A 13,091-nucleotide genomic window follows, 5' to 3' on the forward strand; every position below is an offset into this window, starting at 1 on the left:
TTAAACTTTTAATTTGATTTTAATAAGATAAATTGAAGAAAGTATCAATATAATAGAAAAAATTAGACTTCTCAAATGTATATCATTGAATTCTTGAATTAATACTAAACTAAAAGTATAAACAGCACCAGCTATCATAAAGAAAACTTCATTATTTGAAAACTTTATATTATCTTTAAACATAGCTTTAAATATTTTTACAAAACCAACAACTATAAATACATAATATACAATATCCATTATAGCCATCAATGCTTTATTTCCAGAATATAAGTATAATTTAGTTCCCAAATAACTGAATAGTAAAGCAATTAAAGAAATTAAAAGTATATTCTTTATATCTAATTCTTTCTTCATATTAACCCTCCTATAATATAAAATTATTTTAATTATATTATAAAACAAATTATTTTTAAATCAATGAATATAAAATATTTTGTGATATCGTTATCATCTTATTATACCAAATCGAGTAGGAGGTAGATGATTAATTCATCTACCTCCTCTCACACCACCGTACGTACGGTTCCGTATACGGCGGTTCTACAGTTTAATATGAACTTTATTGTAATAGCTGACTAGGGATATATAGCCCCTTTCAGCTATTCTTTTATTATTTAAAAGACTCTGCCTTTTCCCTTGAAGCATTCCAAAGCTCGTTGGCCTTCTTATTCCAATTCATAGCATATGGTGTAGTCTTTTCTTGTAATTCTTCAGCACTTTCTGGCTCAATCATGTCAGTGTTTTTTGCACCAGAATCATTAACTATCTTAGTAAGTCTTCCAGGGTTTTCAAGCATTGGGCATGGCTTTAATAAGTTTTTATTAAAAGGTTGGTTGTCGTGGAATCCCATAAATAGAGGACTCATTAGACATTCTTTAATAGTTTTTTCTCTGATGTTTGAGTCAGAATAGTGGATGAAAACGCAAGGCTCCATGTCACCTAAAGAGTTAATGTGGAAGTAGTTTTTACCACCAGCTATACAACCATTGATGAATTCCCCATCATTTTGAAAATCAATTGTAAAAATATTTTGAGGATATTCAGCTGACCTAATTTCCCTAACCTTGTGGTAGACATATTCTCTTTGGTCTGGGTCAAGAAGAAGACTTGTGTCTGCTCCCTTTCCAACAGGCATGTAATGGAAGTACCAAGCAAGCCTACATCCATGATCTACAAGCATTTTTATAAATTCGTCGTCTGTCACATACTCATAGTTCTTACTTGTGTAACAAATAGAAGCTCCATAAAGAAGTTTGTTTTCCTTCATTAGGTCCATAGCCTTCATAACTTTTTTGAAGACTCCGTCTCCCCTTCTAAAGTCTGTTGATTCTTCTGTACCTTCAATACTTAGGGCAAAGGAAATATTTCCAGCTTCCTTAACTTCTTTACAAAATTCTTCATCAATCAAAGTTCCATTTGTAAAAACGTGGAAGGCAGAATCATTAAATTCTTTTGCAAGCTTAATTACATCATCTTTTCTCACGAGTGGTTCTCCACCAGTTAAGATAAAGAAATAAGTTCCCAGTTCATTTCCTTGTCTTACAATGCTTGCCATTTCTTCATAAGTTAAATTGTTTTTGTGACCATATTCAGCAGCCCAGCAGCCAGTACATTTTAAGTTGCAAGCAGAAGTTGGGTCAAATAAAATTGTCCAAGGTATGTTGCAATTATATTCTTTTTGAAGTTTGTTCCTCAAAGAATTTCCCTTGTATGCAGCATTGTAACCTACGTTTTTTACAGAGGTCTTTACAATGTTTTCGTCAATTCCATTTACAATGTCACTACCAAAGGAAACCCACTTTGAATTTTCATCTTTTAATTCATTTCTTACTCTTTCAAGCCCAGCTTTTGCAGAGTTTTCATCTTTTGATGATGGCATCATAAATTGGTCAAAGACATTTACAACTTCTAGCATCCCCTTTTGAGGATCCTTCTTTACCCTCTTGTAGGCAAGATTAAGAGCAGATGTAAATATTTTTTCATCCCTTTTGTCCTTTAAATTTTCTCTAAAAGATTTCTTATCACTTTTATTTTCTTCAGGTGGAGTCAATAAGCTTTCATTAGTATTTTCTTTATAATTAACTTTCATAATTAACCTCCTAGATGTTTTTAAGTAAAATATTTCTGAACAACGTTCAATTTATTTATATTTTACTACAAAAGGAGATAAATTTAAAGGTATTTATATTAAGTTATTAGAATTAATTCAATCTTCTTTAGATTTTTTATGTTTTAATTTAAAGAAAGTAATTTTTCTAATATTTAATTAAAAATAGATAAGGCATCATTGCCTCTTTTTAATGGAATTAATATTAAATTACTTTCTTCTTGAATTTTAGATTAAAATAAATATCCATATTAAAATTTCTAAGAAGATAAATTTGTTTTTAAATTTATTACAAAAAATCCCTAACAAAATAGCTAGGAAAATATTATTAAAATAATTTCAAAAATAATCGATAAATCTAATAAAGTTTTTTTGCTAATAATTTTTCCATGCAATCAACCCCACTTATATTTAAAGAAAATATATTATTAAATTAAGAAAGTGATTTAAGGAACTTACATAAAAGTTTTCATAAAAAAAGAAGGCCTAAGCCTTCTTTAAAATTTAAATTATTAATATTTGTAAAATCCTTCGCCAGTTTTTCTTCCAAGTAGACCTGCCCTAACCATTTTCTTAAGAAGTGTGTGTGGTCTGTACTTTGGATCGCCGAATTCTGTGTAGAGAACTTCCATGATTGCAAGAACAACGTCAAGTCCTACAAGGTCTCCTAGTGCAAGAGGTCCCATTGGGTGATTTGCACCAAGTTTCATTGCTGTATCAATGTCTTCAACAGATGCAATGCCTTCTGCGTAAATACCAATTGCTTCGTTGATCATTGGAATTAAAATTCTATTTACAACGAAACCAGGAGCTTCGTCAACTTCCACTGGAGTCTTGCCAATTTCTTTAGAAAGTTCAATAATCATGTCCTTAACTTTAGGATCAGTTTTCTTTCCAGAGATTACTTCAACAAGTTTCATAGCTGGAACTGGGTTGAAGAAGTGCATACCAATTACTTTTTCAGGTCTTTGTGTAGCTGCACCAATGTCAGTTATTGAAAGAGATGAAGTGTTTGATGCTAGAACAGTTTTTTCATCGCATTTTTCACATAATTCTGTAAAGATAGCTTTTTTGATTTTTGGATTTTCTGTAGCTGCTTCAATAATAAGGTCACAGTCAACTACATCTTCAATATCACTTGAATATTTAAGATTTGCTAGGGCCTTATCCATTTCTTCTTTAGTCATTCTTTCTTTAGAAACATTTTTTTCATAACCCTTAGTTATTTTATTTTTAGCATTTTCTAGTGCTTCTGGTGCAATGTCTCTAACTATTACTTCGTGATGAGTTGCAAGTACTTGAGCAATACCTGCTCCCATAGTACCTGATCCAATTACTGCTATTTTCATTGTTATCTCCCTCTTTTATTCCCCTGTAAATTCTGATTTTCTCTTGTTTAAAAATGCATCCATGCCTTCTTTTTGGTCATTAGTTGCAAAACATAGGCCAAAGTGAGTTTTTTCAATTTGCATAGCTGTATCAATGTCTGTTTGTGATCCATTGATAATTGATTGCTTAGCGTATTCAACAGCCTTAGGAGCGTGAGATGCAATTTTATTTGCCATTTCAAGAGCCTTATCTAAAAGTTCTTCTGGTTCGTAAACATGGTTTACAAGTCCAATTTGGTAAGCCTTGTCAGCACCAATCATTTCTGTTGTGTAGATAAGTTCTTTTGCATATCCTGGTCCAATTACCCTTGAAAGTCTTTGAGTTCCACCAAAGCCTGGTGTGATTCCAAGACCAACTTCTGGTTGACCAAATTTTGCCTTAGTTGATGCAAGTCTAATATCACAAGCGATAGAGATTTCGCATCCACCACCAAGGGCAAAGCCATTTACTGCTGCAATAACTGGAACTCTACATTTTTCTATTTCCATAAATGTATCCATACCAAGTTTTGCAAAGTCATAAGCTTCACTTGCAGTAAAGTTTGCCATTTCTGCAATATCGGCACCAGCAACAAAGGATTTACCTGCTCCTGTTATGATTATACATCTTATATCTTCGTCAACATTTGAGAAGAAGTGGTGAAGTTCTTTTAACATAGCAGAGTTAAGAGCGTTTAGGCTCTTTTCTCTACTAAGTGTTATAATAACAACTCCATTCTCTTTTTCTTCTACTATTAAATATTTATAGTCCATTTGGATTAGTCCCTTCCTACGATAAGAGCTGTTCCCATTCCTCCACCGATACAAAGTGTAGCAAGTCCTTTCTTAGAATCTCTCTTCTTCATTTCGAATAATAGAGTTATTAAGATTCTAGCACCACTTGCTCCAATTGGGTGACCTATAGCAATAGCTCCACCGTTTACGTTAACTTTATCTACGTCAAAGCCCATTTCTTTGTTAACTGCACATGCTTGAGCTGCGAAAGCTTCGTTAGCTTCAATTAGGTCAAGATCTTCTGCCTTAAGTCCTGCAATTTCAAGTGCCTTAGTTGATGAAGGGATTGGTCCAGTACCCATGATCTTAGGATCGACACCTGCTGTTGCATAAGAAACAATGTATGCAAGAGGTTCTACTCCAAGTTCTTTTGCCTTTGATTCTTTCATTAGTACAAGCATAGCTGCACCATCGTTAATTCCAGATGCGTTACCTGCTGTAACTGTACCACCATCTTTTTTGAAAGCTGGTTTAAGTTTTGCAAGTCCTTCTGCAGTTACTCCTTCTCTAATGTGTTCATCAGTGTCAACTACAGTTACATTGCCTTTTCTATCTTTAACTTCTACAGGAACGATTTCGTCTTTAAATCTTCCTTCTTTTCTTGCTTTTTCTGCATTGTTTTGAGATCTTGCAGCAAGTTCATCTTGCATTTCTCTAGTAATGCCGTATTTTTCAGCTACGTTTTCAGCTGTAATACCCATGTGGTAGTCGTTGAATGCGTCCCAAAGACCATCTTTAATCATTGTGTCAACAACTTTTTTGTCGCCCATTCTTGCTCCCCATCTTTCATTCATAAGGGCATATGGTGCCATTGACATTGATTCAGTACCACCTGCTAGTACGATTTCAGCATCTCCAGCTTTAATAACTTGAGCTGCTAAACTTACTGCACGAAGTCCTGATCCACAAACGATGTTAAGTGTAACTGCTGGAGTCTTGATATCAATTCCTGCTCCAAGAACAACTTGTCTTGCAACGTTTTGTCCTTGTGCTGCTTGAAGTACGTTACCAATGTAAGCTTCGTCTACCATATCAGGTTTAACATTCGCTCTCTTAAGTGCTTCTTTTGCAGCAATTGAACCAAGTTCTACTGCAGAAGTGTTTTTGAATTGACCTCCAAAACTACCTACAGCTGTTCTTGCAGCTGATGCTATAACAATTCTATCTTCCATGTTTTCCTCCTTATTACTACCATGTGGCATAAGCCACTGAAATAAATAATTTCTCCCTTTGATTTGTACAAGTTGTGCGAGTGAAAATATTATTTCTCTCTTATTTCAACTTTTGCTGAAAATTATCCTAACTTAAATCTTATGCTAAGTAGATTTAATATACTAAAATCAAATCATTTCTTCTAGTACATCAACAATTTTTTCTGCAGCGTGTCCGTCACCATAAGGATTTACGGCCTTTGCCATTTCATCGTATAGGTCCTTATCGTCTAGTAAAGAAACTATAGACTCGTAAACATCTTGTTCCTTTGTACCAACAAGCTTAGCTGTCTTAGCCTCTACTCCCTCCATTCTTTCTGTCTCATTTCTAAGAACTAGAACAGGTTTCCCTAGAGCAGGTGCTTCTTCTTGAACTCCTCCTGAATCAGTAACGACAAATTTTACCCTTGCCATTAGGTTTGAAAAAGGAAGGTAAGAAAGTGGTTCTATTAAGTGAACCCTATCTAAGTCAGCAAAATACTTTTCAGCAGCATCTCTTACTATAGGATTTAAATGTCTTGGGAATACAATTTCAAGATTTTCTCTCTCTAAGACCACACGTCTTATTGCCTTGAAAATATCTTCCATTGGCTTACCCCAATTTTCTCTCCTATGTGCAGTAAGTAACACTACATCTTTATTATAATCCAAATCGTTCAAAATTTCATCGTCAAATACAAAATCTTCTCTAACAGAATACTTTAGAGCATCAATGACAGTGTTTCCAGTTATGAAAATATTTTTTTCATCATAACCTTCTTCTATTAAATTTTGCCTGTTGGATTCAGTTGGTGCAAAATGATAATTGGATATTACTCCAGTTAGTTTTCTATTGGCCTCTTCTGGATAAGGTGAGTATAAGTTACCTGACCTTAAACCTGCTTCAACGTGGCCAATTTTTATTTTTTTATAAAAAGCTGCTAGGGCTGCAGCAAAAACTGTAGTAGTATCTCCTTGGACAAGCAAGATGTCTGGTTTTAATTCATCTAAGATGTTTTCAAGTCCTTCAAGAGTTTTTGTAGTTACATCTGTTAGGGATTGTCCCTTTTTAAAAATATTTAAATCATAATCCGGTTCTATATCAAAAATTTCTAGCACTTGGTCCAGCATTTCTCTGTGCTGACCTGTGACACAAGTATAGCACTCAAACTTATCTCTCTTTTGAATTTCCCTTATTATTGGTGCCATCTTTATACCTTCAGGTCTTGTACCAAATACAAATAATACCTTCAATTTATTCCTCCTTGTTTTTTAACATACCTGCTGCCACTCCCGTTGCAATTATTATAAGTAGAACTCCTAATGAAATCACGAGGGCTATGGATGAATGGAATCTTGAAATTAAATTTGCAAGAACTCCAAATATTGCAGATATAGAATAAAGAATTACAACAGTCTGTCTTTGATTTAGTCCCATCTTTAGTAGTCTGTGGTGGAGGTGACCCTTGTCGGCTTCCACCATGGACTTGCCTGATAGTTTCCTCCTTACCATGGCAAAGGCTGTATCAAACACTGGAACTCCTAAGATTAAAACTGGCACAAATATCATTAGTATTGCCGCCTGTTTTAAAAATCCTGAAATGCTTATATAGGAAAGCATAAATCCTAGATATAGAGCCCCAGTATCTCCCATAAAAATCTTTGCTGGGTTAAAGTTAAAGGGCAAAAATCCTAGACACGCTCCTGCTACAAGAGCGCAGACTATACTCACCTCGTACCTTCCCATCCTATAAGTTATAAAGAACATGGATATGGCACATATCATTGAGACACCTGATGCCAGTCCATCTAATCCATCAATTAGATTTATTGTGTTAGTTATTCCACAAACCCAAAATATTGTCACGGGTATGGACAAGATATTCAAAATAAGTAGGGCATCATGTGAATCAAAAGGGTTTGTGACAAATTCAATCTTCATGCCTCCAAGTACCAATAGGACTCCAGCTAAAATTTGAAAAAGAAATTTTAACTTGGGGCTTAGATTCTCTTTGTCGTCATAAAGTCCTGATAAGGCTATGACAAGAGAAGCTAGAATAGTCATTATCAAACCTTTATTTATTGGCAGGTAATAAAGAATGAGAATTGTAACAGATATTACCATGGCAATGCCTCCACCTACTGGTATAGGTCTTTTGTGGACACGTCTCTCATCCTTTGGTACATCTAAAAAACCCTTCTTTTTAGCAAGCTTTATAGTAAAGGGCATTTGAATAAATGTCAGTGCAAAAGCTGCTAAAAAAGGAATTATATATTTATACATATTTACCTCTTATTTAGTTCCAAATAATCTGTCTCCTGCATCTCCTAGGCCAGGTACAATATATTTATCTTCGTTTAATTTTTCGTCAAGAGCTGCAAGATAGATTTCCACGTCAGGATGGGCTTCTTGAACTGCCTTTAATCCTTCAGGTGCTGCCAAGAGATTTATTGCCTTAATGTTTTTTGCACCATTTCTTTTTAGTTCATCAATTGCTTCTATTAGGGATCCACCAGTTGCAAGCATTGGGTCTACAACAAGCATAAGTCTTGATGAAACATCTTTAGGAAGTTTTGAATAGTAGGTAACTGGCTTGTGAGTTTCTGGATCACGATACATTCCAATGTGACCAACTCTCGCTGCAGGAATAATTGTAAGTAGTCCTTCTACCATGCCAAGACCTGCTCTTAGGATTGGAACTATCCCAACCTTCTTACCAGAAATAACTTTTCCTGTAGTCTTGCAAATAGGAGTTTCTATTTCAATTTCTTCAGTTTCTAAGTCCCTAGTAACTTCATAACCCATAAGTGTTGCTATTTCATTGGCAACTTGTCTAAACTCCATGGAGCTAGTTTCTTTTTTTCTTAGGATTGTCATCTTGTGATCAATTAGTGGGTGTTTTATTAAAGTGTATCCCATTTTAGTCCTCCTCGATTTTATTTACTCTATTTATGTGTCTGCCACCTTCAAATTCTTCATCTAAGAAGGCATCTACTATTTCTATTGCCATATCATGGCCTATAAGTCTTGCTCCCATTGCCAAAACATTAGCATCATTGTGGCGTCTTGCAAGCCTTGCTGAGTAAGGTTCAGAGCAAAGTGCTGCCCTGATTCCCTTGACCTTATTTGCTGAGATTGAAATTCCAATTCCAGATCCACAAATTACTATTCCAAAGTCTAGACCTTCGTCTATGACAGCATGACCAACAGCGTGACCATAGTCAGGGTAGTCAACTCTAGAGTCATCAAAAGGTCCTAAGTCTTTTACTTCAATTTGTTTTTCTTCAAGATATTTGATTAGGTCTTTTTTTAAATAAAAACCTGCGTGGTCTGAACCAATTCCTATTTTCATATTTCCTCCTAAATCCTCATGACTACCTTGCCACCGCAAGCCTTCAAGAGTCTATTCATTATGCTAAGTCCCATTCCCCTAAGTTCAAAGCCTTCTGCAAAGATTAGGTCTACATCTTCTTCGTCACACCTTCTCAGTGCATCAAAAAGATTTGTAGCCACTTCTTCTAAGTGGTCTCTTGATCCAAGGTTTATAAGTAATTCTACACCTGTGTTTTCATATTCATCATAGGTTTCATCAGTTGCAAGGACTGCAATTTTCTTGTTCTTATTTTCTTCTATGTTTTTCTTTATTTCATTTACGACCTTATCAAGCCTTCCACCAAAGCAAGTTGCATCAGCCTTTGGGGCATAGTGCCTGTACTTTTGTCCTGGAGACTTTGGCACTTCGTGAGACTCTGAATCAATTGTTGCTGAATCAATTGTTATTCTTTCATCAACTTCTTGCAGGTCCTCAAGCGTAATCTTGCCTGGTCTTAAAATCATTGGTGGATCAACTGTCACGTCTAAAACTGTTGATTCGATTCCAACAACAGAGTGGCCACCATCTACTATTATGTCAACTCGACCGTCAAGATCTTCTATTACGTGTTCTACCTTTGTTGGTGATGGCCTGCCAGATAAGTTTGCTGATGGAGCAGCCACTGGAAAGTCCACTGCCTTTAAGATGTCGTGGGCAATCTTATTGTTTGGCTCTCTTATAGCAACTGTGTCAAGACCACCTGTTGCTTCATCAGGCACCCTGTCTGACCTCTTAAAAATTAGTGTTAGAGGTCCTGGCCAAAATTTTTTAATACATTTTTTTGCCACTTCAGGAACTTCTACAACTAAATCATCTAGTTGTGAGTTGTCTGCTATGTGGAGTATTAGTGGGTTGTCGCTAGGTCTACCCTTGGCTTCATATATTTTTTTACAAGCCCTCTTGTTAAGTCCATTTCCACCAAGTCCATAAACTGTTTCTGTGGGTAGGACAACGAGGCCTCCATCTCTTAAAGTTTGGCTTATTTTTTTAAGATAAATCTTATCTTTTCCATTTCCTTTAAATTTTATTATGTCTGTTTTCACAAAAAAACACCTCTATTCTTAATATTATACCAAGAAGAGAGGCGTTTTTTAATACCTTATAGTTATTTAATTACTTGTGAGGGATAATTTTACCAGATTTTACACTTTCTTTAAATTCATCAGTGATTTTTTTATAAACTTCATCATTTTGTAAAATTTCTATTCCAACTTCGACAATAGCTGCAATAGTTTTTTTCATTTGATCAAAGGCGTAGTCTGTCATAGTTGCATCCCTAAATTCAACTGTGTGAGAAGGAGATCCTTCTTCAATAATTTTAAAGTATCCATGAAGGGTTGGGACTTCGTGAGAAATATCTCCAGCATCTGTTGAACCAGTAAGTAGTTCTATGTCCTTAACCTCTTCATCAAAATAAATTTCCATTTTTTCCTTTAGGACTTCGTTAAAGGCAAGATTTCTAACTGTGTTGTCATTTCCCTTTTCGTATTCAGAAATTTTAACTTCACAACCTGTTGCAAGGGCAGCACCCTTGGCACAAGCTTCTAGTTTTTCTAAAAGTTCTAATAAATATTTTTTCTCAGGGCTTCTAGCATAAAATCTTGAATCAGTGTAGTCAGGAATAATGTTGGCAGCCTTGCCCCCGTCTTTTATAATTCCATGAATTCTTGATCCATCTTTAGTTTGCTGTCTTAGGGCATTGATGGCTGAAAATAAAACTATTTGGGCATCAAGAGCATTTACACCCTCGTGAGGTGTGTCTGCAGCATGGGCAGTCTTGCCAAAGAATTCAAAGCGTCTTGTGGCAAGAGCAAGAGAATTTGGAGTAACTGCATTAATATCACCTGGGTGCATTTCTATTGCCACGTCAACATCCTTTAATTCATCTGATCTTGCAAGTTCAATTTTTGTCCCACCAACTTCTTCTGCAGCAGTTCCAAAGACAATGACCCTTCCACCTATTTCATCAATTAACTTCGATAAGACTATCCCTGCTCCAGTAGCACTTGCACCAAGGATGTTGTGGCCACATCCATGACCAATTCCTGGTAGGGCATCGTATTCTGCTAGATAAGAAATTGTCCTGCCTTCTTTTTTGGAATCGTAAACTGCCTTAAAGGAAGTTTCACATCCAAGATAAGGACACTCAACCTCAAAGCCATGTTTTTCTAATAAATCAATATGGGCCCTTGAAGACTTGTATTCTTCAAAGCCAATTTCTGGATTGTCATAAATAAATTTTCTTAAAGTATCAAGTTCTCCTGATATTTCTTCAACAATTTTTAAAATATTTTCCATAAGTCACCTACTTGTTAATCCTATAGTATTGATATCTCCTGTAATCATCATAATAAGCCTTGGCATTGCCCTTGACTTCTTGTCTTGGATAAGCCTCATTTCCATCATAGATAAAGTTTCTTGAAATAATTGGAAGCCTCTTCCTAAGTTCTGAATTGTAGATAAAGAAGTTATCCACCTTATTGTAGTCTAACATATCAAGAACCATAGAAGAAAGATAGTTAGCAGAAACTGGTTGGCCATCTTCTACTTCAACCTTCTGCCTATCCATAAGGGCCTTCCCCTTATCATTTGCCACAACTATATAAGGAGTTGAGTAGTATTCTATTTCTTTTTCCAAGTTTTCATTAGTAAGGTGCTTACCAATTTCATCAAAACCTGACTGATTTGTGCCAAGTCCCGGTAAGTGGTCCCCATAAAATACCATAATAGTTGGTTCGTCAAGTCCTTCCATCATCTCGTAAATATCACCTAGCATTAGGTCCATGGCCTTTACCCCCAAGAAATAAGAACCAATACTATTTTTCACTTCTTCAGAAAGTTGTGAATCGCAAGAGAAGGGTAAAACTTCTCCATATTTACCTAAATCGTAAGGTCCGTGGTTTTGGATGTCAACTGCATAAGAAAAAACTGGGTCTTCAGATTCTTTTATGGCCTTTAAGAAGTTTTCCTTATAAATTTCTGTAAACTGCTTTTCATCTAAGTAGCCCCCCTTAATAAGAGGGTCCTTAATATCTTCTACAAACATGTTATCATCAAGTCCAAGCTTTGGATAGACGTCTTGTCTTCCATAGAACCAGGCAAATCCAGGGTGGAATCCCATAGTCTTGTAGCCTATAGATTTTAAAAGATTTGGAAGGGACCCAACATCCCTTTTAATTGCATTGAAGGCATAATTGTTATCAGGTGCACAGTTAATTGTCATTGCCCCTGTCAAGACATCAAACTCCGTGTCTCCTGTACCTCCAATATAAGCAGGGACTACAATTCTTCCATGCAAAACAGACTTTTCTTGCAAGATTTTGAAATTTTCGTTGGGGTCATCGCCCTTCTCAAATTTAAATTGTGGGTCTTGAGATAAGTCTGTAAAGGCCTCTCCCATTATCCAAATAATATTTGGCCTTTCCATATTTTTTATGGCTGCAATACTTTCGCTATGATCTAAAACGTCTCTTTCTCTTATTTCCTTATCATCATAACCTTCTGGTGGCCTGATAAAAGAATCTTTTATCTTGTGTAAAAAAGAATAGTTAAATCCCTTGGCATTAAATTGGTCAATGGAATTATAAATATTTCCCTCCATTGGAATATTGTTGTAGATAACATCCTTTGAGTAGACAAATAAAAGTAATATAGCTGATGAGATTAGGACTACAAGGACAGAAATCAACCTGTCCCTTACTTTAATTTTTTTACTTTTAAATAAAAAAGCCAAGATAATTAAACAAACTATACCAAAAATACTCGCAAGACTTCCCTTTAGGTCTGGATAATAGGAATTTGAGGTCATGTTTAGGGCCTCAACTGCTAACTTAAAGTCCGAAATCTTTAGTGGAAAATTCCTATAAAAAACCTTAGTCCTGTGGACAAGGAAGATTACAATATAGAGAATTGAATTTAAAATCAGGGCTGGCCTTCTCCTTCCAAGTAGACCTTGGAAGAAAATTCCCGTAAGTACAATTGGCAGAATATTTAAAATTATAACAAGGGGACCCCTAATTAATTTTCCAGGCAAGCCTCCACCTGGTGCCAAGAAAAACATGGCGAGACAAATCAAAAGTCCAAAGAGTCCTTGGATCAAAAGATCATAGATATTAAAGGACTCAGCCTCTTTAAATTTATTTTTATTAAACATATAATCACCTTCTAATTTTCAATTATATAATATTATTCAATTTTTGGGGACTTTTTGTAAAGTTTATGTAAATATATTCTTAGATTAATAAAGTTTCTTTAT

The 13,091-nt window shown here is 35.3% G+C and carries 12 protein-coding genes; all 12 read right to left on the reverse strand.

The annotated features are described in order from the left end of the window. Positions 1 to 357, reverse strand: a complete 357-nt coding sequence (locus DRZ96_RS01600) for a hypothetical protein (RefSeq protein WP_112889324.1) — start codon at positions 355 to 357, stop codon at positions 1 to 3. A gap of 256 nt (positions 358 to 613) precedes the next feature. Continuing rightward, complete coding sequence (locus DRZ96_RS01605; protein WP_112889325.1) at positions 614 to 2,092, reverse strand: radical SAM protein; 1,479 nt, start codon at positions 2,090 to 2,092, stop codon at positions 614 to 616. A gap of 530 nt (positions 2,093 to 2,622) precedes the next feature. Further along, positions 2,623 to 3,459 (reverse strand): 3-hydroxyacyl-CoA dehydrogenase family protein, encoded by an 837-nt coding sequence (locus DRZ96_RS01610; RefSeq protein ID WP_070702248.1) that lies wholly within the window; start codon positions 3,457 to 3,459, stop codon positions 2,623 to 2,625. Positions 3,460 to 3,474: 15 nt separating this feature from the next. After that, entirely contained in the window at positions 3,475 to 4,251 is a 777-nt protein-coding gene (locus DRZ96_RS01615) for an enoyl-CoA hydratase-related protein (protein WP_112889326.1), read from the reverse strand. 5 nt (positions 4,252 to 4,256) lie between these two features. After that, on the reverse strand, positions 4,257 to 5,444 hold the full coding sequence (locus DRZ96_RS01620) for an acetyl-CoA C-acetyltransferase (RefSeq protein WP_112889327.1): 1,188 nt from the start codon (positions 5,442 to 5,444) through the stop codon (positions 4,257 to 4,259). A gap of 168 nt (positions 5,445 to 5,612) precedes the next feature. Next, the gene (gene wecB / locus DRZ96_RS01625; RefSeq protein WP_112889328.1) at positions 5,613 to 6,716 is read right to left on the reverse strand and encodes a non-hydrolyzing UDP-N-acetylglucosamine 2-epimerase; all 1,104 of its coding nucleotides are present in this window, start codon (positions 6,714 to 6,716) and stop codon (positions 5,613 to 5,615) included. Between the two features lies 1 nt (position 6,717). Next, a complete protein-coding gene (locus tag DRZ96_RS01630; RefSeq protein ID WP_112889329.1) occupies positions 6,718 to 7,746 on the reverse strand; it encodes a glycosyltransferase family 4 protein in 1,029 nt (342 codons plus the stop codon). Positions 7,747 to 7,755: 9 nt separating this feature from the next. Then, positions 7,756 to 8,382: a uracil phosphoribosyltransferase gene (gene upp / locus DRZ96_RS01635; RefSeq protein WP_112889330.1), complete on the reverse strand. Its 627-nt coding sequence runs from the start codon at positions 8,380 to 8,382 to the stop codon at positions 7,756 to 7,758. Position 8,383: 1 nt separating this feature from the next. After that, complete coding sequence (rpiB, locus tag DRZ96_RS01640; RefSeq protein WP_112889331.1) at positions 8,384 to 8,815, reverse strand: ribose 5-phosphate isomerase B; 432 nt, start codon at positions 8,813 to 8,815, stop codon at positions 8,384 to 8,386. An 8-nt stretch (positions 8,816 to 8,823) separates the two neighbouring features. Then, positions 8,824 to 9,879, reverse strand: coding sequence for an L-threonylcarbamoyladenylate synthase (locus tag DRZ96_RS01645; RefSeq protein ID WP_112889332.1), 1,056 nt, complete (start codon positions 9,877 to 9,879; stop codon positions 8,824 to 8,826). Positions 9,880 to 9,949: 70 nt separating this feature from the next. Continuing rightward, on the reverse strand, positions 9,950 to 11,134 hold the full coding sequence (locus DRZ96_RS01650) for a M20 family metallopeptidase (RefSeq protein WP_112889333.1): 1,185 nt from the start codon (positions 11,132 to 11,134) through the stop codon (positions 9,950 to 9,952). Positions 11,135 to 11,141: 7 nt separating this feature from the next. Then, positions 11,142 to 12,989: an LTA synthase family protein gene (locus DRZ96_RS01655; protein ID WP_112889334.1), complete on the reverse strand. Its 1,848-nt coding sequence runs from the start codon at positions 12,987 to 12,989 to the stop codon at positions 11,142 to 11,144. Between the last annotated feature and the right edge of the window lie 102 nt (positions 12,990 to 13,091).

Source organism: Peptoniphilus harei (assembly GCF_900454685.1).
GTDB lineage: Bacteria > Bacillota > Clostridia > Tissierellales > Peptoniphilaceae > Peptoniphilus_A > Peptoniphilus_A harei.

Excerpts from the sequence above, each read along its gene's own strand:
- DRZ96_RS01655 (WP_112889334.1), bottom strand. The coding sequence starts at position 12,989 with ATGTTTAATAAAAATAAATTTAAAGAGGCTGAGTCCTTTAATATCTAT.
- DRZ96_RS01615 (WP_112889326.1), bottom strand. The coding sequence starts at position 4,251 with ATGGACTATAAATATTTAATAGTAGAAGAAAAAGAGAATGGAGTTGTT.
- DRZ96_RS01605 (WP_112889325.1), bottom strand. The coding sequence starts at position 2,092 with ATGAAAGTTAATTATAAAGAAAATACTAATGAAAGCTTATTGACTCCA.
- DRZ96_RS01650 (WP_112889333.1), bottom strand. The coding sequence starts at position 11,134 with ATGGAAAATATTTTAAAAATTGTTGAAGAAATATCAGGAGAACTTGAT.
- DRZ96_RS01620 (WP_112889327.1), bottom strand. The coding sequence starts at position 5,444 with ATGGAAGATAGAATTGTTATAGCATCAGCTGCAAGAACAGCTGTAGGT.
- DRZ96_RS01630 (WP_112889329.1), bottom strand. The coding sequence starts at position 7,746 with ATGTATAAATATATAATTCCTTTTTTAGCAGCTTTTGCACTGACATTT.
- DRZ96_RS01610 (WP_070702248.1), bottom strand. The coding sequence starts at position 3,459 with ATGAAAATAGCAGTAATTGGATCAGGTACTATGGGAGCAGGTATTGCT.
- DRZ96_RS01600 (WP_112889324.1), bottom strand. The coding sequence starts at position 357 with ATGAAGAAAGAATTAGATATAAAGAATATACTTTTAATTTCTTTAATT.
- upp (WP_112889330.1), bottom strand. The coding sequence starts at position 8,382 with ATGGGATACACTTTAATAAAACACCCACTAATTGATCACAAGATGACA.
- rpiB (WP_112889331.1), bottom strand. The coding sequence starts at position 8,815 with ATGAAAATAGGAATTGGTTCAGACCACGCAGGTTTTTATTTAAAAAAA.